This window comes from Stenotrophomonas sp. YJH_SMC_12-1 (assembly GCF_059370935.1).
Genome location: NZ_JCAFUD010000003.1, coordinates 118,390 through 140,600, shown reverse-complemented (window position 1 = coordinate 140,600; position 22,211 = coordinate 118,390). Strand labels below are relative to the sequence as shown.

Genomic DNA, 22,211 nt, shown 5'->3' with positions numbered 1-22,211 from the left:
GAACTTCCTCTGGGGCAGGCCGGCATTCTACGGTTTATCCTGTGCCGCTGAAGCCGGCCTTGGTGGCCGTCACTGTGAATGAAGCGATGAGCGATACCCCTCCCGACCACCTGGCGATCAACCCGGCCAGCCCCTTCCATGATGCGCAGGCGCTGGAGCGCGGCGTCGGCGTGCGTTTCAACGACGTCGAGCGTGACAACGTCGAGGAATACTCGGTCAGCGAAGGCTGGATCCGCGTGCAGGCCGGCAAGGCCCGCGACCGCCGCGGCAACCCGATGACCATCAAGGTCAAGGGCAAGGTCGAGGTGTATTTCCTGGACCAGAAGCCGGAATAAGCACGGCTCCCGGATCCTGGGGTCAGATCCCTTTCCTGCGGAAAGGGATCTGACCCCGATCAACGCGGACCAAGGTCCGCACCCACCCGGGGTACAGGGTCATTCGCGCTTGCGCGATTCCAGCAGGTCCAGGTTGCGGATCAGGCGCCGCGAGATCTCATCGGAGATCACCCCGCGCCGGGTCAACCGGAACAGCTCCTCGCGCTCGGCATTGAGACCGGCGCTGCGCAGCTGGCGGTAGCCCATTTCCATGCGCCGTACCTTCTCCGGGTCCACGTCGGGCCCATCACTATCGCGCTCCAGGTGGCGCTGGTAGAGCAGGCTCACCCGCGAGGCGGCGTCGTTGTACAGCTGCACGTTCTCGGTGTTCTGGTTCATCACCAGCTGCTGACGCATGCGCTCGACCCCGGCCAGCGCGGCCTTCGACGACAGCCGGCGTGCCAGGTCCTCTTCCTTGCGCTCGCCCGAGTCAGCCGGAAGCTGCAGGCCCTTCAGCAGCTGTGGCAGCGCGATGCTGGCGCCCAGCAGCGAGAACAGGATCACCGATGCGGCCAGGAAGATCACCAGGTCACGCGCCGGGAACGCACTGCCGTCGGGCAGGAACAGCGGCAGGGTCAACACACCGGCCAGGGTGATCGCACCGCGCACGCCGGCCACCGAGGTCGCCACCACGATGCGCCAGTTCGGTGCCTCGCCCCGCTCCAGGCCGCGACGGCGCGCGCGCAGCAGGTTCCAGCGCAGCGACAACCACACCCACAACAGGCGCAGCACGACCAGTGCCAGATTGATCACCACCACATACACCAGCAGCCACCACGCACTCTGGTGGCCGGTCTCGTTCATGGTGGTGGTGGCGCGTTCGACGATGCCCGGCAGCTGCTCGCCCAGCAGCACGAACATGATGCCGTTGAAGCTGAACTGCAGCATGTTCCAGACCCCGGCGCGCTGCACGCGCATGCTGCCGGAGACGCGACCGGTCAGCTCGACATAGCTCATCGCGATACCGGCGGCGACCGCGGCGAGGATGCCCGAGGCATGGATCTCTTCGGCCAGCAGGTAGGCCGCGAACGGAATGAGCAGGTTGACCAGCATCGCCGCGCCGGGCTCTTCGCCGAAGCGGCGCCACAGCCAGCGCTGGAAGGTGGACACACCCAGCGTCACCGCCACGCCCACCGCCAATCCCGCCACCGCCACCCACACGAAGGTCAGCGAGGCCGTGGCCAGCGAGAAGGTGCCGGTCATCACCGCCGCCACCGCGAAGCGGAAGCAGACCAGGCCCGAGGCATCGTTCAGCAGCGACTCGCCTTCCAGGATGTGCATCAGGCGCTTGGGAATCGGCGCCTTCGAAGCGATCGCGCCCACCGCCACCGGGTCGGTCGGCGAGACGATGGCCGCCAGCGCGAAGCACACCGCCAGCGGCATCACCGGAATCAACCAGTGGATCAGGAAGCCGGCGCCGATGACGGTGAACACCACCAGGCCGAACGCCAGTTCGAGGATCGCGCCCTTGTCGCGGAACAGGCCCTGCTTGGGAATGCGCCAGCCATCGAGGAACAGCAGCGGTGGCAGGAACAGCAGGAAGAACACTTCCGGCTCCAGCGCGTGGCCACGGTTGAACACCCCGGCGATGACCGCACCCAGGCCGATCTGCACCAGCGGCAGCGGCAACGAGAACGGCAGGACGCGAACCAGGTAGCCGCTGGCGACAACGGCCACCAGCATCGCCAGGACGACTTCAATGGTATGCATGCTTCTTCCAGGAAGCGGCGCGTGGGGAGGCTTGGAGGCCAGCGCCGGAAACCCGGAAAAAACTACCACATGCGGCCATGGCCGCGACGGCCGGGGCCGCCGCGCGTCAGCCCCGGCTCATGCCCCGTCGAAGCGGTACAGATCCATGGCAAGAAAGCCGGCATCGATGCCGGCATCGATGCGGCGTGCGCCGAAACCACCCTCGCCGGCCGCGCCCATTGCAAAGAACAGCGGCAGCAGGTGCTCGTCGGTCGGGTGCGCGCGTTCGGCGAACGGCGCCTGCCGGCGGTAATCCAGCAGGGCCTGGCGGTCATCAGCGGCCAGGCGCTGCTCCACCCATTCGATGAAGGGCCGCACGTACGGCGCTTCCTTGCCGTCCTGGTAGTCGCCCCAGTCGTGCAGGTTGTGGGTGATGCTGCCGGAGCCGACCAGCAGCACGCCCTGTTCGCGCAGCGGCGCCAGCGCACGGCCCAGCGCGAACTGATGCTCGGGGCCGAGCAGCGGCTGGATCGACACCGGCACCACCGGGATGTCCGCCTGAGGGCGCAACAGCCGCAGCGGTACCCACGCGCCGTGGTCGAGGCCACGCTGCGGGTCGATGGCCACTGGCAGGCCTGCGGCGGCGATGCGGCCGGCCACTTCTTCGGCCAGTGCCGGATCACCCGGTGCCGGGTACTGCAGTTCGAACAGCGCGCGCGGGAAGCCACCGAAGTCGTGGATGGTCGGCGGCTGTGGATGCGCGCCAACCAGCGGCTGCCGGCCCAGCCAGTGCGCCGAAGCCATCACGATGGCGCGGGGCGTCGGCAGATCGCGCGCCAGCTCGGCCAGGCGCACGCCAACCTGGCCCGGCTGCAGGGCAGTCATCGGCGAACCATGGGAGATGTACAGCGAAGGCAGGCGGGACATGGAATTCTCCAGTTGCAGGATCAGGCGGCGATCAGCGCGAACGCAGGGTCCACTTGCCATCGCCGAGCAGGAACAGCACCACCAGCGCCAATGCCCAGAACGCCGGGTATTCCCAGCCGCCGCCGGCATTGGCGAAACCGAAGCCGTTGGCGCCGTGCACGGTGACGATGGTGCCCAGCAGCAGCGGCACGCCGACCAGGCCCACCCAGCGTGCGTAGATGCCCAGCAGCAGCGCGACGGTGATCACCAGTTCGACGCCGATGGTGAGGTAGCCGAGCACACCGGGCAGGCCCAGAGACTCGAAGAACGCCGCCGTACCGGCCGGGGTGAACACCAGCAGCTTGGTCAGTGCGTGGACCAGGAACAGCACGCCCAGAGCCAGGCGCAGCAGGGTGGCGCCATACGGCGCCAGCGGCGAAACAGGAGCGGTCGTGGTGTGCATGGCAAAGCACCTTGAAGGGAGTGGGCACAGGTTATTGCGCCTTCACTGGCCGATAAATACGATCGTTTGACCGTATTTATTTCACAAGGCGCAACAATGGACACCCTCGAGGCGATGCGCGTGTTCGTGGCGGTGGTCGAGCGCAACGGCTTCAGTGCCGCCGCCCAGGCCCTGGACATGTCCACCGCCGGCGTCACGCGCCAGGTCGCGGCGCTGGAAAAGCGCCTGTCCACCCGCCTGCTCCACCGCACCACGCGCCGGGTCAGCCCGACCAGTGCCGGCGCCGCCTACTACGCCCAGTGCGTGCGCCTGCTGGCCGAATTCGACGCGCTGGAAGCCAGTATCGGCGCGCAGGCGCTGGAGCCTTCGGGCACGCTGCGCATCAACGCACCGGTGAGCTGGGGCATTGCCCGCCTCGGCCCGCTGCTGGCCAGTTATCGCCAGCGCTTCCCGCAGGTGGAGCTGGACCTGGCGCTGTCCGACCGGCTGGTGGACATGGTCGAGGAAGGCTACGACGTGGCCATCCGCATCACCCGCGAGCCCGGTCCCACGCTGATCGCGCGCCGCCTGGGCGAATCGCGGGTGAGCCTGTGCGCCGCGCCGGCCTACCTGGCCGCACACGGCACCCCGCAGACCCCGCAGGAGCTGCAGGCACACGCATGCCTGAGCTACAGCTACTGGGCCGCCGGTGATCACTGGCCGCTGCAGGGGCCCGGCGGTGAAGTGAAGGTGGCGGTAAGCAGCCTGCTGCACGCCAACAACGGCGACGTGCTGCGCGAAGCGGCGATCGCCGGCATGGGCGTGATCCTGCAACCGGACTTCCTGCTGGAAGACGCACTGGCCGATGGCCGTCTGATGCGCGTCCTGCCCGAGTGGGAGGCCTCGCCGATCGGCATCTTCGCGGTCTACACCAGCCGCAGCCACCTGGCACCGAAGGTGCGCAGTTTCATCGATCATCTGGTGGAAAGCGGGGTGTAGACGAGTCTGGTGTTTGCCGGCCAGCGACCGGCAAATCCGAGATCCGCTCAGGCAGCGACTTCGTCCAGCGCATCGATGATCCGTTCCAGCGGTGCCGGCCGCCCCAGCAGGTAGCCCTGCACCTGGTCACAGCCGTGCGCAGCCAGCCAGTCCAGCTGTCCCGGCGTCTCCACGCCTTCGGCGATGATGGTCAGGCCCATGCTGTGGCCCAGCGACAGCAGTGCGCGGCAGATCGAGGCGTTGCGTGGATTGGTTTCCACGTCCGCCACGAAGCTGCGGTCGATCTTCAGGATGTCCAGCGGCAGGTGCTGCAGGTAGGACATGCTGGAATAGCCGGTGCCGAAGTCATCCAGCGACACGCTGATGCCCTGCTCGTGCAGGCGCTGCATGGTCTGCATCGCCTGCCCCGGCTTGCGCATCAGGCTGCTCTCGGTCAGTTCCACATGCAGCGCACCCCGCGCCAACCCGAACTCCTGCTGGGCGCGGGTGAACTCGGCCACCAGGTCGCTGTTGAAGAACTGCACGGCCGAGACGTTGACCGCAATCGGCAGTTCGCCCCACCCGGCCTCGACCAACCGCCGCTGTGCCTTCGCTGCCGCTCGGATCACCCAGCGGCCAAGTGCCAGGATCAGCCCGGTGTCCTCGCACAGCTGGATGAACTCATTGGGCGGGATGAAGCTGCCATCAGCCTGCGGCCAGCGCAGCAATGCCTCCAATGCCGCCGGGCTGCCATCGCTGGCATGCCGGATCGGCTGGAAGTACAGCTGGAACTCGTTGTCGATGGCCGCATGGATGCGCCCGGCCAGGCGCAACCGGTCGGCCAGCCGCGTGGTCACCGCTGCGTCGAACCAGACCACCACGTTGCCCTCGGCACGCGCCGCGTGCGCCGCCTGCGCGGCCATGCCGATCACCTGTTCGGCGCTGTGGCCGTCACCGGCCACATGCACCGCCACGCCGATGCGCGGCTCGAACTGGTGCAGTGAATCCTTGCCACGCATCGGCGCCGACACGATCTGCAGCAGGTCGTCCAGCACGCGCTGGGTATCGTGCTCCGAACCGATGGCGAACACGAAGTCCTCCGCCGGCTGGAACGCCAGCGTGCCGCAGCGTGCGCCCAACCCGCCCAGGCGGGTCGCCATCGACTGCAGCACCGCATCACCGATCTCACGGCCCAGCGTATCGGCCACCAGCTGCAGTCCGCGCAGTTGCACGAAGGCGATGGTATAGCCCTCGCCCTGCTCATCCAGCTGGTCGGTCAATGCACGCACGTTGAGCAGGCCGGTGGCCGGGTTGTGCCGTGCCTGGTAGGCCAGGTCGCGCTCGTAGGCCAGCCGTTCGCTCACATCCTCGGCCAGCACCAGGCACGCGGGCTGTCCGTCGAAATCGAGCTTGGACAGGTGTGCGCGCACCTCGAACACACTGCCGTCCTTGCGCCGGTGCAGGCGCACGGTTGCGTCGGGGGGATCGCCCACCTGCGCCCGCTGGATGGCACCACGCACTTCGTCCCAGCCTTCGCGCGGGCGGATGTCGAGGATGCTCATCGCCAGGAACTCGTCGCGGCTGTAGCCGTACTGGCGCACTGCAGCGTCGTTGACCTCGATGAAGCGCAGCGTGTCCGGGTCGAACACCCAGAACGGCGCCGGGTTGCGGTCGAACAGCAGGCGGAAGCGGCGTTCCACTTCGTTCATCTGCTCGCGCGCCTGATAGCGTTCGCTCAGGTCGGTCAACGCGCCGATCATGCGTCGTTCGCTGTCGGCCACCTCCACCCGCTGTCCGCGCGCGCCGACCCAGCGCACTTCACCACCGGGCAGCACCAGGCGGAACACCTGGTCGAGCACTGCGCCGCCGGCAAAGGCCTGGTCGAAAGCCTGCTGCAGGCGCGCGGCATCATCGCGATGCACGCGCGCGAAGAAATCCGCGACCGGCAAGGCGTCGGTCTGTACCCCAAAGATCTCGCGGGCCAGCGGCGACCAGCGCAGCAGCGCGGCGTCCTCATCCACGTACCAGGTGCAGACACGCCCGACCTGATGGGCCAGACGCAGCTCGGCATGGCCCGCCTTCAGTTCCTCGGCCATCGCCTGCTGGCTGCGGGTACTGCGGCGCACCGCATACAGCAGCACCAGCAGCACCACGACGTAGGCCAGCACGATCGCCACCGATGCCTGCAGGTACGGCCACCAGGGTGCCAGCACGTCTTCATCGGCCAGGCCGATCTGCACCGCCAGCGGGCTGCGGTCGAGCGTACTGATGGTCGTGATGCGCGGCACACCATCGACCACGCCGGGCAGGCTGCCGAGCTCGACCACCGCCTGCTTGCCGAGCAGGTCACGCCGCGGCAGGTCGTAGCGGCGACCGACCGTGCCATGCGGATCGGGCACGCGCGCCAGCATGTAACCCTCGGCGTCGGTGATCGAGACCAGCCCGTTGGGACCAACATCCAGGCCGCCGGCGATGCGCTGCAGTTCACCACAGCGCAGCCGTGCCAACAGCCAGCGTTCACCGGCCATCGGCAGTGCCAGCGGCACCACCCAGTCGCCATCGCTGGCCCGCTGCGGCGGGCCGATGTACAGGGCACTGCCCTGCCCCCGGCGCAGCGGGTCGGTCCACAGCGGCAGCTGCAGGTCGCCGCGCCCGGCGGTCAGCGCGCGCCCGTGGCGGTCCAGCACCACGATGCTGTGCAGTTCAGCGTGGCGGCGCAGCACGCCACCGATGGCCGCCTCCAGCAGTGCCGGAGCCTGTGACGGCACGCTGCGGAACAACTCACCGGCATCGCCGGCGATGCCGGTCATCGCCCGCTCCAGATTGCGCAGTTCCAGCGCCAGCAGGCGCTCGCTCCCCACCGCCAGCGCCCGGCTCTGCCGCTGCGCCGCCTCCAGGCGGCGGTGATGGTCGTTGGCCAGCATGGTGGCCAATCCGGCCACCAGCAACAGGCCCAGCAGCACGCCGCCCCAGGTGATGGCGCGCAACGGACGGGCCAACGCCCGCTTCAACGCGGGCATCGGTCGATCTTCCTTGTGCAGTCGGCTGGCTTCATGCGCGAACGAATCCTCCACATCCCCGACCTCAACGGCCGGCGGACGCCATTCTTGACGCCTGACCCCGTCCTGCATGGCCACCTCCCCGTGTCCGCGCAGGGCTCCAGGGCCCAGCATGCACCACCCCGGTGACGGCGTGAAGATCGCTTCGGCGCGTTCAGCCAGATCCTGCACAGGACCGGCCAGCCACAGGGACGGCCAGCCGGGCTGCGGCGGATTAGACTTGGGGTTTTCCGCTGCAAGAGAAGTCCATGTCCAAGCTGCGCCGTCCCACCCTGGCACTGGCCATCGTTGCCAGCCTGTCCCTGGCTGCCTGCGACCGTCCGGCCGATCCGGCCGCTGGCACCGCCAAGCCCGCCGAGGCTGCACCCGCTGCGGCCAAGCCGATGCTGGGCAGCTTCGGCTTCGATGCCAGCGGCATGGACCGCAGCATTGCCCCCGGTGATGACTTCTTCGGCTTCGCCAACGGCACCTGGGTGAAGAACACCGAGATCCCGGCCGACCGCTCGCGCTTCGGCAGCTTCAACGTCATTGCCGAGAAGACCCTGGCCGACACCCGCGCCATTCTTGAGGGCGCCGCCGGCAACACCCAGGCCAGCGGTGACGACAAGCTGATCGGCGACTACTACGCTGCTTACATGGACGAGGCCGGCATCGAGCAGCACGGCATTGCGCCGGTACAGCCGCAGCTGAAGGCGATCGACGCGATCGCCGACAAGGCCGGCCTGGCCCGTGCCCTGGGCGGCGACGTGCGTGCCGACGTCGACCTGCTCAATGCCACCAACTTCTACACCGACCGCCTGTTCGGCCTGTGGGTGTCGGTGGACCTGCTGCAGCCGGACCGCACCGCGCCGTACTTGGTGCAGGGCGGCCTGGGCATGCCCGACCGCGACTTCTACCTGGGCGGTGGCCGCATGGCCGAGCTGCGCAAGCAGTACCAGGCCTACATCGCACAGATGCTGCAGCTGGCCGGCGTCGCCGATCCGGCGGGCAAGGCACAGCGCATTCTCGCGCTGGAAACGAAGATCGCGCAGGCGCACGCCACCCAGGAAGAAACCAATGACGTGACCAAGGGTGCCAATCCGTGGACCCAGGCCGACTTCAATGCGAAGGCGCCGGGCATGGACTGGAGCGCCTTCCTCGACGCGGCCGCACTGGGCAAGCAGCAGGACTTCATCGTCTGGCAGCCCAAGGCCGTGGCCGGCCTGTCCAGGCTGGTCGCCACCGAGCCGCTGGATGCCTGGAAGGACTACCTGGCCTTCCACGCGCTGGACCGCGCCGCTGCCTACCTGCCGAAGAAGTTCGCCGATGCCCGCTTCGCCTTCCACGGCACCGCGCTGAGCGGCACGCCGCAGCAGAGCGACCGCTGGAAGCGTGCGGTGGACGACGCCAACCATGCCGTCGGCGAAGCGATCGGCAAGCGTTACGTCGAGAAGCACTTCGACGCCAGGACCAAGGAACGCGCGGACGAGATGGCGAAGAACATCATCGCCGCCTTCGCCAAGCGCATCGATGCGCTCGCGTGGATGTCGCCGCAGACCAAGGCCAGCGCCAAGGCCAAGGTGGCCGGCCTGACCGTGGGCATGGGCTACCCGGAAAAGTGGCGTGATTACACCGGCCTGGAGATCCGCCGTGATGACGCGCTGGGCAATGCGCAGCGCGCCGAACTGTTCGAGTACCAGCGCAACATCGCCAAGCTGGGCAAGGCAGTCGACCACAGCGAGTGGGCGATGCTGCCGCAGACCATCAATGCGATGAACGTGCCACTGGAAAACCGCCTGGTGTTCCCGGCCGCGATCCTGCAGCCGCCGTTCTTCGACGGTGCCGCCGACGACGCAGTGAACTATGGTGCGATCGGCGCGGTGATCGGCCATGAGATCAGCCATGGCTTCGATAACGCCGGCGCGCTGTTCGACGAGACCGGCAAGCTGCACAACTGGTGGACCGCCGAGGACCTGAAGCAGTTCAACGCCGCCGGTGATGCGCTGGCCGCGCAGTTCAGCAGCTACGAGCCGTTCCCGGGCGTGCATGTGAACGGCAAGCTGACCCTGGGCGAGAACATCGCCGACGTGGCCGGCCTGGGCACTGCCTACGATGCCTACCAGCTGTCGCTGCAGGGCAAGCCGGGCCAGACCCTGGAAGGCTTCACGCCGGACCAGCGCTTCTTCCTGGGCTTCGCCCAGGCGTGGCGCAGCAAGAGCCGCGAGCAGGCGCTGCGCAACTCGCTGCTGACCGATGTGCATGCGCCAGGGCAGTTCCGCGCACTCACCGTGCGCAACATCGACGCCTGGTATCCGGCGTTCGAAGTAAAGGAAGGCCAGAAGCTCTACCTGGCCCCGGACAAGCGGGTCAAGGTGTGGTGATGTAACCGGAACGGGCGCCGCGAGGCGCCCGTTTCATTTCCCGGTAGCTGCCAACCTTGGTTGGCGAATGCCCCGCTCGGGTGGATGCCAACCTTGGTCGGCACATGCCTCGCTCTGGTAGCTGCCAACCTTGGTTGGCAAATGCCCCGCTCGGGTGGATGCCGACGTTAGTCGGCATATCTACAGGTCTACAGGACTACAAGCCATCCATGCATGGCGTGGATCTACCGGCGCGTTGTGGCAATCACCAGCGTGGCGACCATGGCAAGCCCGGCCGCGGCCCACAGATTCGCATGCAGGCCCACGCCATCCAGCAGCCATCCACCGCCCCACGCGCCCATTGCGATGCCGATGTTGAACACACCGACATACAGCGCGGTGGCGATCTCCACCGCATGCGGCACTGCCTTCATCATCCAGCTCATCAGGCCGACCGACACGCCGCCATAGGCCAGGCCCCACAGCAGCAGCACCACAATGCCGCCGGTGGGTGTGCCGCCCAGCCACAGGAACAACAACGGCGTCAGCAGCAGGCCGCAAGAGATCGCCAGCAGCATGCCGCGCGGGTGACGAGCGGCCAGTGGCCCGGCGATGAAGTTGCCCGCGATGCCCGCCATGCCATAGGCGAACAGCAGCGCGCCGATCCAAGCGGCATCCGCGCCCGATCGCAGGGTCAGCAACGGGCGTACATAAGTGAACGCAATGAAGTGACCCGCTACCAGCAGCAGCGTCAGGCATAGGCCGCGCTGCAGGCCACGGTGGCCGAGCAGCTGCACGAACTGCGCCGGGCGCACCGACGCCACCACCGGCAACGCGGGAACCACCCACAGATGCAGCAGCATCACCGCCGCACTGAACAGCGCCATCGCTGCGAACGCGAAGCGCCAGCCCAGGGCGTCGCCGATCAGTGCACCCAGCGGCACCCCCAGAACCGATGCTGCGGCCACGCCCCCGAAGATGATCGAGGTGGCCAGGCCGATGCGATGCGCCGGTACCAGGCGGGCTGCCAGCCCACCAGCGATGGCCCAGATCCCGCCCATGCAGAACCCCACCAGTACGCGCGCGGCCAGCAGCCAGCCGATGCCGGGTGCCAGCGCCGAAGCAACGTTGGCGACCAGCAGCAGCCCCAGCAGCACACACAGGATGCGACGACGATCGATGCCGCCGGCTGCGATCACCACCAGCGGTGCGAACACTGCCGCCAGCAGGGCCGGCAGCGAGATCATCAGGCCGACGGTGCCGGTGGACGCGCCGAGATCTTCGGCGACAGGGGTCAGCAGGCCCACCGGCAGCATTTCGGTGGTGACCACCGAGAAGGTGGCGAGGCCAACCGCAGAAACCGCCCACCACGGATGGCGATGCACAGGCGCGGCATGCGCAGGCGACGAAGCGCTCACGGGATAATTCCTTCAGGGGTGGATGCGGCAGCCGGGCGCAAGGCACGTCGCGCGAGAACGGCCAACAGCAGCACGCCCCCGCCTGCCACCAGTGCAACGACAAAGCCGCTACGCACGCCCCCCGCATCGACGCTCTGCCCGGACAGCGCCGCGCCCAGCGCCACGCCGATGTTCAATCCGGCCAGCAGCCAGGTCATGCCCTCGGTCAGGCGCGATTCGGGCACGCGTTGTTCGACCAGCGACATCGCCACGATCATCGTCGGTGCGAAGAACACCCCGGCCAGCAGCACCGCCACGGCCAGCCCGGGCAGGCTGCCGACCCACGGCAGCGGCAGGGTGGTCATCGAGGTAGCTGCTGCACCGAGCAGCAACAGGCGCCGCAACGGCGCCTGCAGCTTCAGTGCCCCGAACAGCAGGCCCGCCGCGCAGCTGCCCAGCGCATAGGCCGACAGCACCACGCTGGCGGCAAGCGGCTGCCCCCGCTGTTCGGCGAAGGCCACGCTGGTGATGTCGACCGTACCGACAATCACGCCCATCGCCAGCATCAGCAACGCCAGCAGGCGGATCTCCGTGTGCCGCAGCAGCGAGCCCGAGGGAGTTGCACCTTCGTGCTGCTGCAGCGGCGGCTCGGTGCCCCGCTGCAGCACCAATGCGGCGACGCCGACCACCAGCAGCAGGGCGGCCGCCAGTACGCCGGCCTGTGGCCATACCGCCACCGACAGCCCCACTGACAACGGTGGACCGACGATGAAGGTCACCTCATCGAACACGGTCTCCAGCGAATACGCGGTCTGCAGCTGCGGGCGACCGCGATGGATCGCAGTCCAGCGTGCGCGCACCATTGCGGACACGCTGGGCATGCACCCAGCCAGCATGGCGGCGACGAAAAGCGCCCAGTCTGGCGCAGCCAGCAGCGTGCACGCGAGCAGCAGCAACAACCCTGCCGCACTGGCCGCAGTAGCCCATGGCAGCACCCTGCCCTGCCCGCGCCGGTCGACCCAGCGCGATACCTGCGGTGACAGCAGCGCATAGGTCAGCACGAAGGTGGCAGACACCGCACCGGCCAAGGCATAGCTGCCGCGCAGCTGCGACAGCAGGGTGATGATGCCGATGCCGGTCATCGGCAGCGGCAGGCGGGCCAGCAGGCCGGCCAAGGCAAGGCGGGCGGTGCCGGGGGCGGCGAACAGGTCGCGGTAGGGGGTGGCCATCGGGATCTCCAGGGCAGCGGCTTGCCTGGCGCTCCCGGCGCCACGACAATACATACAGAGCGTATGAATAAGAGCCTACATTCATACGCGACGTATGTAAATAATCATGCACTGCGTATGTAAGGAGTTCCGGATGGTCCGTCGCACCCGCGCCGAGATGGAAGAAACCCGTGCCAGCCTGCTGGCCACCGCCCGCCGCGTGTTCAGCGAGCATGGCTATGCCGCCACCTCGATGGATGACCTGACCGCCCAGGCCGGCCTGACGCGGGGTGCGCTCTACCACCACTTCGGCGACAAGAAGGGACTGCTGGCCGCAGTGGTCGCCCAGCTCGATGCCGAGACCGACCTGCGCCTGCAGGCGATCAGCGATGGCGCGGATGATGCCTGGGACGGTTTCGTGCAGCGCTGCCGTGCCTATCTGGAGATGGCGCTGGAGCCGGAGATCCAGCGCATCGTGCTGCGTGACGCGCGCGCGGTGCTGGGTGGCGCCTCACCGGAATCGCAGCGCCACTGCGTGCACTCGATGCAGCGCCTGATCGAACAGTTGATCGCGCAGGGCGTAGCGATGCCGGTGGATGCGCAGGCGCTGGCATCGCTGATCTACGGCAGCCTGGCCGAGGCCGCGTTCTGGATCGCCGAGGGCGAGGATGGCGACACGCGCCTGCGGCAAGCGACGGTGGCGCTGGAGATGCTGTTGCGTGGGTTGAAGTCGGCCGGGTGAGGCCCATCCACGCATGGCGTGGATATACTGCCGCATCCGCTCTGGTAGAGGCCAACCTTGGTTGGCCCTTCTGCGGCACCGCGCGCAACGCGTGTGCCAACCAAAACCATGGCATCAGTAGATCCACGCCATGCGTGGATGAAGCTTTATCGCGCAGCGCGTGCCAACCAAGGTTGGCACCTACCGGGGAACGGTGGGCCACTCGCGCAGGGCTTCCACTGGCACGCCCATGCGCGCACAGGCGCGGCTGGCGAGGCCATCGGGCAGCGCACGGCGGAACAGCGGCGCCATGCCCTGCATCAGCTTCGCTGAAGCGGCCGCCTGCGCACGCTGGCGGCCGCTGCGTTCAAGCATGCCTTCGGCCCAGTCCGGCAGCAGTGCCGCACCGGCGCCAAGGAACACCTCGCGCGACAGCCCCGGCACCGGTACCGGCAGGCGCACGCCGGACAACACCTCCAGCACTTCACGCGAGCGCTCGTCCACACGCAGCTCCGGTTGCCGCGCGCAGAAGTACGCTGCCACCTCGGCTTCACTGCGCGGCACATCCACCGCACCCAGTGCTTCGGCCACGCGGCGGTACTCGTCGTAGTAGCGGTCGGCGATGTGCGCCGGCACCTCGCGCCCGTAGCGACGAAAGCCCTGCAGGAAACCAAACGCCTCAGTCACGTGCACCCATGTCAGCAGTTGTGGATCGTCCGCCGCGTAGGGCTCGCCCTGCGCGGTCTGGCCGCGGATCTGTGCATGGATGCGGCGCACCTTGGCCACCAGCGCCTCTACCTCCCCGCTGGGTGCATAGCTGGTACCGGCGACAAACGCGGTGGTGCGACGCAGGCGACCCACCAGGTCCTGACGGAAATTGGAGTGGTCGTAGACCCCGGCCAGCGCGCGCGGATGCAGGGTCTGCAGCATCAGCGCACACAGGCCCCCGGCCAGCATCGAGGGGAACTCCGCGTGCAGGCGCCAGGTCACGCTGTCAGGTCCAAACCAGCCCGGGTCACCCAGCGGCTGGTCGTAATCGATGCCGCTCTGACCACGGGGGAAGGCCTCCAGTACCCAGCGCCGGATCGGCGCGGTGACGGGGCGGGAGAGTCGCTGCAGCAGAGCCGGCATCACAGGTCCAGGAAAAGCGAAAGGGTGGCCGCGAGTTGCGCGGTCGGCCCCGATTCTGGGCGATCACGACGCCGGCGGCGAGTCTTCGCACTCAGCCACGGTTTCATGTGCGGCCGCAGCACATTTCACCCTGCGACATCCTGTCGCAGGCTCCGGCCTCGATGCTGCGATGCAGCAACATTCACCGATTCAGAGAAGGCGCTTACGCGGCTTGGCATGGCGACCATTGCACGGCTCGCTGGAAGTGCTAGAACTGGACCCGCCACACCGTCCAATGCTGATCGACGCACGTTCCACAAGGAGCCAGCCATGATTGCTTTGTTCAAGGGTTTGGGAATTCTGCTTCGCGACAACGAGCTCTACAGCAGCCCGTTCGATAAACAGGTCGCGCATTGGCGCAATCTCAGCGAGCAGCAGATCCGCGATGAAGTAGCCGTGCTGGCGCAGGCCAAGTGCCAATGGCTGATCGCCTCGATCGTCGGCTGGCAGGCAGCCTCGCTGCTGATTCTTGGCCTGATCGCCAACTACCTGTGGCGTGACGACTTCCATATCACGTTCACCCGCGTGGTAGTCGTGTTCGGCTCGTGGGTCTCGATCCTGTTCGTGATCTGGTTCATGGCCAACATGTTCGATCAGCAGGCCGGTTTCGAGCGCTGGATGAAGGCGTTCAACAGTCGCGCACGCATCAGCTCCAAGGCCGACAGCGTCGAGCACGTGGCCGAGGCCCTGGAACTGGCCGAGCATTACCCGGAAGTGCTCGATTACAAGCAGGCGGTCACCGCCAAGCGCGAGCTGCGCCACGAGGACATCCGCATCATGACCGAGATCGGGCGCATGAAGCAGCACTCCGAACTGGTCGGCCGCCTCAACCACGTGGGCGAGAACGAGCACCACCACGACCTGACACTGCAGCCTGCCTACTGACCCTTCAGGGAAGCGGGGGGACCCACAATGCCACCGTGATCACTCACGGTGGCATTGTTCTTTCCGATCCTCGCTGACGCACTGGGCGAAGCCTTTCGGCAGGTCCCTGAACTCCTGGGTGGTGCCGACCGCCAACGCGAACGACCGTATCGGCGCTCTCGCACACGCGGCGTCAGGACGACAGGCCGGGTCCAGCAACAGGTAATGGCACTGACCGCTGCGGCTGGCCATGCACTCAAAACGCGCCACGCCGTCCACTACCGTGCGCTTGCTGTACAGCGTGTCCACGCCATTGGCAGTGGTGCGGGTAATCGCGGTTTCGGTGGACTTCTGGCAACCGGCAAGCGCCAGTGCAGCGAGGGCTGCAAGCAGGAAAAGACGCATGCAATGCTCCTGGTAGCGGAAAGGAGCGGTGCGGCTACATGCCGCGGAACAGGCTCATGAATGGTTGGCTGACCACCAGTGTTTCCGTCCGGCCCCGCAGCCGCAGCACACCGCGCCCGGTATCGTCGCGGCTGACCGCCGCCACCGCCTTCATGTTGACAATGGTGGAGCGGTGGATCTGGCGGAAGTGCTGCGGGTCGAGTACTTCCAGCAGTTCGCGCAATGGTGTGCGCAACAGGCTCTCGCCGGCAGAGGTGACCACGGTGGTGTACTTGTTGTCGGCACGGAAGTAGGCGACATCTTCCAGCATGATCAGCTGCGTCTCGCGGCCGTTGCTGGCGGTGATCCAGGCCAGCGGCGGGCGCTCGGCAGCACCCTGCGATGGCCCCAGCCGCTGCAGCAGGCGTTCAAGCACGGCGTCATCCTGGCGCGTCGATGGCAGCCGCGACAGGATGCGCTCACGCGTCGCCAGCAGGCGTTCGTCACTGACCGGCTTCAGAAGGTAATCCATCGCGCCCTGCTCGAACGCGTCGATGGCGTACTGGTCATAGGCGGTGACGAACACCACCTGGGTACGCGGGCTCAGCTCGGACAGCGAGCGCGCAACTTCGATGCCACTGATGCCGGGCATGCGGATGTCGAGGAACGCAATGTCCGGCTGCGTCTCGGCCAGCTGCTCCAGCGCACTGGCGCCGTCCTCGCACTCGGCCACCAGCTTCAGCTCCGGCCACAACCGGCGCAGCTGTTCCACCAGTGACTGCCGCAGCAGTTCCTCGTCTTCGGCAATGAGGGCTTCAAGCGGCATGGCTGCGCTCCTTGTGTGTCTGCGGCAAGGTCATGGTCGCGGCCACACCGCTGGGGAAGTTGGCAACGATCGCCACGCCGGCCTGCTCGCCACAGGTCAGGCGCAGGCGTTCGCGCAGGTTCTTCAGGCCGATGCCGGTGCCGCTGGTGCCTTGGCCGAAGCCGAGCCCGTCGTCGGCGACGGTCACGGTCACATGGTCATCAAACCCACGCGCCAGGATCCAGATCGTGCCACCGCCGGGCTTGGGTTCCAGGCCGTGCTTGATCGCGTTCTCCACCAACGTCTGCAGTGCCATCGCCGGCAGGTGCACGCCATGCAGCTCATTCGGTACCTGCACTTCCACCGCCAACCGTGCGCCCATGCGGATACGCAGGATCTCCAGGTAGGCGCGCGTGCGTTCCAGCTCCACGCCCAGCGTCGACACCGACTCGTCCACCTGCGGCAACGAGCTGCGCAGGTACTGGATCAGGTGGCCCAGCATCTGCTCGGCACGTGCCGGGTCGGTGCGGGTCAGCACCTGCGCGTTGGCCAGCGTGTTGTACAGGAAGTGCGGCTCCACCTGCGCATGCAGCAGGTTCAAGCGCGCGACCGACAGTTCCTTTTCCACCTGGGTCTGTTCGGCGGCGGCCTGCTCATCGCGGCGCTGGTCGGCCACGCGGCGGCTGATCGCGCGGGTGACCGCTTCGGCGTTCTCGAAGTTGCTGCCCTCATCCAGCGCCAGCAGATCGGCCCACCAGCCAGCATCCGGTTCGAACAGCAGAGTGACGGTACTGGTGCCCTGCCCCGGCGTGACCGTCGCCAGCACGCTGTTGCGCTTGATCGCCAACCGCGCCGGCAGGTTCCAGCGCGACGGCTGGCGGCCATTCCAGAGGTCGACCCGGCGCACGTAGGCGCGCACCTGCAGGCTGCCGGCCGAGCTTTCCACATCTTCCACGCGCGGAAGTTCGGCAATTGCCGCTTCCACCACGGCATAGGCCTGGCCGGCATCCATCGGCAGTTCCACCTGGCGGCGCTGGCGCCCGGACAACGTGGTCGAATCCAATCGGCCGGCCACCAGCCACACCCGGCGCACATGGGTGATCGCGCTGCCCAGCGCGGAGATCATCAGGAACATCGCCAGCAGGCCGAACACCCAGCCCGGGCCATCGTTCATGCCGCTGAAGATGCCGCTCCAGACCATGCCGGCGACAACCAGCGCGGCGGCCCAGGCCAGCAGGTGGCGGATCAGGAGAGAGAGGCTGGCGAACACGGCGGCGCCTTGGAGGAAGGGGGTGAGCCGAGCATAGAGCGGCCCGCCGGGCAAACAAGCGGGCTGCGACGAAGGCCGGAAAAGCGGGGATGGAAAGCCATCTGGTAGTGCCGGCCGCTGGCCGGCTCCCCACTATCTCCGCATGCATCACAGGGATGCCGGCCAGCGGCCGGCACTACCCGGGAGGCGCCGGGCGAACCCGGCGCATGCCCTTACTTGCGCTGGTCGGCGCTGGCATCGCGCACGGCGCGGAACGATTCGTCCTTGCTCCAGTTCGGCCAGCTGCGCGTGTTGGCCAGCTGGTTGCCGAGCGTGTACAGCACTTCCAGGTCGCGGGCGGCACCGGCGAACACCCAGTCCGGCTGCCATTCGTCGCCCTGCTGGTGGTAGCGCTTGGCGGTGTAGTCCTCGGAGGCCTTCTTGCCTGCGGCCACCCCACCGTCCACCCAGTCCTGGCCGGCCGACCACGACAGCGCCGGCACGCCACGCTTGGCGAACGGGAAGTGATCGGAGCGGAAGAACAGGCCGGCTTCCGGCTTCGGGTCCGGGGTGTAGCGGATATCCCAGCCCTTGGCCACGTCCTTCAGCTGGTCCAGCAGCTCGAAACGCGCGGCACCGTAGATGCCGAAGTCCCGTGACGGCCCGAACGGCGCCATGCCGTCCATGTTGATCACCGCCACGGTCTTCTCCAGCGGATACAGCGGATGGGTGGCGTAGTACTCCGAACCCAGCAGGCCCTTTTCCTCGGCGGTGACCGCCAGGAACAGCACTGACCTCTCCGGACGCTTGGCCTTGGCGAAGCCACGGGCCAGTTCGATCAGCGAGGCGGTGCCACTGGCGTTGTCCAGTGCGCCATTGAAGATGCGGTCGCCACGTGCGTCGGGCTCGCCCACGCCGATGTGGTCCCAATGCGCGCTGTAGACGATGGTCTCGTCCGGGTGGCGGCTGCCTTCCAGGCGCGCGGCCACGTTGTGCGAGGTGATCACTTCGGTCTTCACCGCGTACTTCGCGTCCAAGCTGGCGCCGGTCAGCGGCACCGGGGTGAAGTCGCGCTGCTGCGCCTTCTTCTTCAGCGCCTCGAAATCCTGCCCGGCCGAGCGGAACAGCTCAACGGCCAGGTCGCGCTGGATCCAGCCTTCCAGCAGCGGGTGGCTGTCGGCCGGGTTGTCGCGCACCACATCGAACATGGTGTTGGTGTTGGAGCCGGCCACGGTCGCCCAGCCATACGACGCCGGTGCGGTCTCGTGCACGATCAGCACGCCCAGCGCGCCCTGGCGGGCGCCTTCTTCGTACTTGTAGGTCCAACGGCCGTAGTAGGTCATGCCCTTGCCGTCGAAGTCACCCTGGCCGGTCTCGAAGTCCGGGTCGTTGATCAGCACGACGGCGATCTTGCCCTTCAGGTCCACGCCCTTGAAGTCGTCCCAGTTGCGCTCCGGGGCCTTCACGCCGTAGCCGAGGAACACCAGCGGGGCCTTGCTGATGTCGACGTTGCTGGCCCCGTTCATGGCGGCGCGCACGGCAATCTGCTTGCCCTGTTCCAGCGGCAGGGTCTTGCCGCCCTGGTGCAATGCCAACTGCGGCGCGCCGACGATGTCCCCCTTGCGCAGCGGCACGGCCTGGGTCCACAGGCGCTTGCCGTCCTTGAGGTCACCGCCCGGCTGCAGGCCGGCGTCGGCGAACTGCTTGCTGAGGAAGGCGATGGTCTTTTCTTCGCCGGCGGTGGCCGGGGAGCGGCCTTCGTAGGCGTCGGAGGCCAGTTCCTTGACGTCGGCGGAGATCCGCGCGCCATCGAATTTCGGGGTCGCCGCCATCAGTGCGCTCGACACCGACAGAGCCAGCACGCCCAGTACTACTCGTTTCATTGCTCTCTCCAGCAGGAAATCCTTCTGGAGTGTAATGGGATTCGGCAGGGCTGCGCCCTGCACCTGCCGATGCCAGGGCAACAGCAACAGCAGAAGCAGGCATTCGGTGGGATGGCGGGGTGGGTCCGGTTGCGGGGGACGCCGCAAACCCGTCCTTGGGGGCTTGGCCGCGGCATCCATGCCGCGGACACCCCCGCAATCGGACCCATCCCGCCTTCGACAGCTTCCCGCTGCTGTTGGTGGGTGTCGACCTTGGTCGACACGGACTGAAACAAGAAGGGGTCAGATCCCTTTCCCGGCGGGAAAGGGATCTGACCCCATCGGTGTGTTGCTTGAGCCTGTTACCAGTTCGGGTCTTCGGCCGGCGTGGCAGCGGGCTTGGGCTTCGGCTTGGCGGCCGGGCGTGCGGCAGCTGCGGGAGCGGCCGAGGCAGTCGCACCTGCGGCGGCGGCGGCCGGCTTGCTGCCCAGCTTCTGGCGCAGTTCGATCTGGCCCGGACGGAAACCGCCGCGCATCGCGTCGACGCCGTCTTCGATGGTGCCGTACGAGGTCTGTGCAGCGACGCGGTCGATGCGGATGGTGCAGCACGGGTGTTCGCTGCGGCCCAGCGAGCGGCCGGTCTGCGGGTCCTTCAGTTCTTCGCCCAGGCGCACGGCCTGCCAGCGCTGGCCGGCCTGCACGGTGTCACCGCCCTGGCTCAGCACCACCTGGTCACCGTCCACCGAGACCACCGACACCGGAAACAGCGTGGTGACGATGCTGGTGCCGATCTGGCCCGACAGCGATTCCATCATCGCCGCGGCCATGTTGCGGCCGTTGACCACGCGCGGCAGGGTGCTGGGGCCGGTCGAGGCCAGCTGGTGGTCGAAGCTGTCGGACATCACCACCTGGCCGGTGGTGGCGTTGATCAGGCGCAGGGTGATGCGGCCGCCACCGGAGTACGAGGTCACCTGGCGGTCGGACATGCGCAGGTTGCGCACGCTGCGCGGGTACTCGAAGCGTTCGATGGTCGGTATCAGGATCAGATCGGTCGCCAGCTGCTGGCCCACGCGCGCGGTGTCCTGCAGGCGCACGTTGCCGCTGTTGATGTGGTCGATCTCGGCCTGCAGTTCGTCGCCGAACTCGCGGTCCAGCACGATGAAGCGCTGGGTCTGGGTCAGCGTGTCGGACAGGCGCGCACGGATCGCGTCGGCCACTTCATCGGCATCCACGCGGCCATCGCCTACGGCGTAGCTGCCGGCCTTGGTGCGCGGCAGTGCAACCACGATCTTCGGCTTGCCCTGTTCGTCCGGTGCGCGGTACTGGGCGATCTGTGCACGCACGCGCACCTTCCAGTAGCTGCGCATGCTGCGGTGGGTCACGTCGGAATCGAACGAGCTTGCACCACGCTTGGCATCGACGCTGACCTTCTCGTCGTAGCTTTCCCTGACGCTGGCCGAGGCCGAACCGCTCTTGGCCGAGGCTTCGCCGGACGCAGTGGCCGACGCCGAGCCCTTGAAGCTCCAGCCTTCATCGCTGGCGCGCACGCGGGCGATGGTTTCCTCGTCCAGCTGCCGCACTTCATCCTGCGACAGGATTTCATAGCCCAGCACCGCGCCCTGCGAGCCGGCGATCATCTGCTGGGTGAACGCGTCGGCGCGGATATCGCCGACGTGTTCGCCATCCACATCCACATGCAGGCCTGCGCGCAGGCCCTGCATCTGGCTGGCCACGCGTACGCCGTTGACCTGCGCCACGGCCGACTGCAGCGCCGCCAGCACCGCCAGTTCCGGGGTGCTGCCGATGCCGTCGGCTTCGCGCGCGACCTGGGTGGTGCCGCCGAAATCCGGCGTGCCACGCAGGGGCGCTGCTTCCACTGGCGCATTGCTGGCCAGTGCACTGGTTGCCTTGTCCTTGGCGGGCGCGGCGGCCGGGGTGTCCTGCTTGCCGCAGGCTGCAAGCAGCGCGGCGGCCAGGCCCAGGCCGATCAAACGGGTTGTCATACGCATGGAGATTCGCCTCGGATCAGATCGAGTCGAGCATCGAGTCGGCGTTGGACGGCACCTTCACCTTGCTCTTCCTGGCGAAGGTCACGGCCGACTTGGTCGAACCGTACAAGCCCTGGATGAAGCCCGGCGATTCCTTGGCCACCCATGCGCCCGCTGCCAGCTTGCGGCCAACGGTGGCCAGCTGGGTCGCGCCCAGGTTCTTCATGCCGGCGGTGAAGCTGCTGGCTTCGCCGCCCAGCTTCTGTGCTTCGGCTGCCGACGCCAGCAGCGAGACCAGGCCTTCGGCGTAGTGCTGCTTGGATTCAGCGTTCAGTTCCGGCTGAGCGGCCTGGCGCTCGTTGATCGCGGCCTGCGCAGCTTCGCTGACCGACACCGACTTCTTCATCGCATCGACGCTGACCGAACCCGACGACAGCGCCTGGCGCTCGGCTTCCAGCAGCTGCACCTGCTCGGCCAGGCCGAAGGCGCGGGCGAACGAAGTCTGGGCCTGCAGCGAGTGCGACTGCGAGCTGACGAAACGACGCACCAGCGCTTCCTGCGCGGCTTCGTCCGGAGCGGCGGCGTTGGAGGCGCTGCTGCTGGAGGTGCCGGTGGCGGCACCGGCCAGGTCCTTCAGCTTGCCCAGGCCCGCGTGGGCCGGCATCGACAGGGTGGCGGCAGCGATGGCCACGACAAGAGCGGTATTGCGGATCATATGAGTGTCCTTTGGGAGAGACGGCCGCGAAGCGGCACGTGGGAATCGGTAACCCCAGCGC

At 67.6% G+C, this 22,211-nt stretch carries 18 protein-coding genes; 5 read left to right on the top strand and 13 right to left on the bottom strand.

All coding sequences use genetic code 11. The features are described from left to right. The first annotated feature begins 86 nt into the window (after positions 1–86). On the top strand, positions 87–335 hold the full coding sequence (locus AC5P8Y_RS06820) for a DUF3297 family protein (protein ID WP_005415112.1): 249 nt from the start codon (positions 87–89) through the stop codon (positions 333–335). A 99-nt stretch (positions 336–434) separates the two neighbouring features. On the opposite strand, the gene AC5P8Y_RS06815 is transcribed toward AC5P8Y_RS06820, so the two are convergent. The 3 genes from AC5P8Y_RS06815 to AC5P8Y_RS06805 all read right to left on the bottom strand — a co-directional run bounded on the left by AC5P8Y_RS06815 (position 435) and on the right by AC5P8Y_RS06805 (position 3,432). Continuing rightward, the gene (locus AC5P8Y_RS06815; protein WP_005407909.1) at positions 435–2,084 is read right to left on the bottom strand and encodes a Na+/H+ antiporter; all 1,650 of its coding nucleotides are present in this window, start codon (positions 2,082–2,084) and stop codon (positions 435–437) included. 117 nt (positions 2,085–2,201) lie between these two features. Continuing rightward, a complete protein-coding gene (locus tag AC5P8Y_RS06810; protein ID WP_005407908.1) occupies positions 2,202–2,990 on the bottom strand; it encodes a dioxygenase family protein in 789 nt (262 codons plus the stop codon). 31 nt (positions 2,991–3,021) lie between these two features. Then, a complete protein-coding gene (locus tag AC5P8Y_RS06805) occupies positions 3,022–3,432 on the bottom strand; it encodes a DoxX family protein (protein ID WP_005407907.1) in 411 nt (136 codons plus the stop codon). A 96-nt stretch (positions 3,433–3,528) separates the two neighbouring features. Between AC5P8Y_RS06805 and AC5P8Y_RS06800 the strand changes: the two genes are divergently transcribed. Further along, a complete protein-coding gene (locus AC5P8Y_RS06800; RefSeq protein ID WP_495201870.1) occupies positions 3,529–4,410 on the top strand; it encodes a LysR family transcriptional regulator in 882 nt (293 codons plus the stop codon). Between the two features lie 47 nt (positions 4,411–4,457). Here the strand turns inward: AC5P8Y_RS06800 and AC5P8Y_RS06795 are convergent, their stop codons facing one another. Further along, positions 4,458–7,520: a bifunctional diguanylate cyclase/phosphodiesterase gene (locus AC5P8Y_RS06795; RefSeq protein WP_495201869.1), complete on the bottom strand. Its 3,063-nt coding sequence runs from the start codon at positions 7,518–7,520 to the stop codon at positions 4,458–4,460. 176 nt (positions 7,521–7,696) lie between these two features. Between AC5P8Y_RS06795 and AC5P8Y_RS06790 the strand changes: the two genes are divergently transcribed. Then, the gene (locus AC5P8Y_RS06790; RefSeq protein WP_111108543.1) at positions 7,697–9,808 is read left to right on the top strand and encodes a M13 family metallopeptidase; all 2,112 of its coding nucleotides are present in this window, start codon (positions 7,697–7,699) and stop codon (positions 9,806–9,808) included. Positions 9,809–10,032: 224 nt separating this feature from the next. Here AC5P8Y_RS06790 and AC5P8Y_RS06785 read toward each other — a convergent pair whose 3' ends face one another. Then, positions 10,033–11,205 (bottom strand): MFS transporter, encoded by a 1,173-nt coding sequence (locus AC5P8Y_RS06785; protein ID WP_049402672.1) that lies wholly within the window; start codon positions 11,203–11,205, stop codon positions 10,033–10,035. Beyond that, complete coding sequence (locus tag AC5P8Y_RS06780; protein ID WP_049402671.1) at positions 11,202–12,413, bottom strand: MFS transporter; 1,212 nt, start codon at positions 12,411–12,413, stop codon at positions 11,202–11,204. The genes AC5P8Y_RS06785 and AC5P8Y_RS06780 overlap by 4 nt, the downstream gene beginning before the upstream one ends. Positions 12,414–12,546: 133 nt before the next feature. Between AC5P8Y_RS06780 and AC5P8Y_RS06775 the strand changes: the two genes are divergently transcribed. Continuing rightward, the gene (locus AC5P8Y_RS06775) at positions 12,547–13,134 is read left to right on the top strand and encodes a TetR/AcrR family transcriptional regulator (RefSeq protein WP_033833700.1); all 588 of its coding nucleotides are present in this window, start codon (positions 12,547–12,549) and stop codon (positions 13,132–13,134) included. Between the two features lie 180 nt (positions 13,135–13,314). On the opposite strand, the gene AC5P8Y_RS06770 is transcribed toward AC5P8Y_RS06775, so the two are convergent. Further along, positions 13,315–14,244 carry an oxygenase MpaB family protein gene (locus tag AC5P8Y_RS06770; RefSeq protein ID WP_049402669.1) on the bottom strand — a complete coding sequence of 310 codons (930 nt, stop codon included), beginning with the start codon at positions 14,242–14,244 and terminating at the stop codon, positions 13,315–13,317. A 309-nt stretch (positions 14,245–14,553) separates the two neighbouring features. Between AC5P8Y_RS06770 and AC5P8Y_RS06765 the strand changes: the two genes are divergently transcribed. Continuing rightward, on the top strand, positions 14,554–15,168 hold the full coding sequence (locus tag AC5P8Y_RS06765) for a hypothetical protein (RefSeq protein WP_005407899.1): 615 nt from the start codon (positions 14,554–14,556) through the stop codon (positions 15,166–15,168). 39 nt (positions 15,169–15,207) lie between these two features. Here the strand turns inward: AC5P8Y_RS06765 and AC5P8Y_RS06760 are convergent, their stop codons facing one another. From AC5P8Y_RS06760 to AC5P8Y_RS06735, 6 genes are all read right to left on the bottom strand, one after another. After that, complete coding sequence (locus AC5P8Y_RS06760) at positions 15,208–15,552, bottom strand: hypothetical protein (RefSeq protein ID WP_005412111.1); 345 nt, start codon at positions 15,550–15,552, stop codon at positions 15,208–15,210. A 34-nt stretch (positions 15,553–15,586) separates the two neighbouring features. Next, positions 15,587–16,357, bottom strand: coding sequence for a LytR/AlgR family response regulator transcription factor (locus tag AC5P8Y_RS06755; protein WP_111108542.1), 771 nt, complete (start codon positions 16,355–16,357; stop codon positions 15,587–15,589). Further along, complete coding sequence (locus AC5P8Y_RS06750; protein WP_005407896.1) at positions 16,347–17,606, bottom strand: sensor histidine kinase; 1,260 nt, start codon at positions 17,604–17,606, stop codon at positions 16,347–16,349. Before AC5P8Y_RS06750 ends, AC5P8Y_RS06755 begins: the two co-directional genes overlap by 11 nt. A gap of 212 nt (positions 17,607–17,818) precedes the next feature. After that, complete coding sequence (locus AC5P8Y_RS06745) at positions 17,819–19,468, bottom strand: M28 family metallopeptidase (RefSeq protein WP_033833698.1); 1,650 nt, start codon at positions 19,466–19,468, stop codon at positions 17,819–17,821. A gap of 341 nt (positions 19,469–19,809) precedes the next feature. Further along, on the bottom strand, positions 19,810–21,456 hold the full coding sequence (locus AC5P8Y_RS06740) for a CsgG/HfaB family protein (RefSeq protein ID WP_033833697.1): 1,647 nt from the start codon (positions 21,454–21,456) through the stop codon (positions 19,810–19,812). Positions 21,457–21,472: 16 nt separating this feature from the next. After that, the gene (locus tag AC5P8Y_RS06735; RefSeq protein ID WP_005407893.1) at positions 21,473–22,150 is read right to left on the bottom strand and encodes a hypothetical protein; all 678 of its coding nucleotides are present in this window, start codon (positions 22,148–22,150) and stop codon (positions 21,473–21,475) included. Positions 22,151–22,211: the final 61 nt, after the last annotated feature.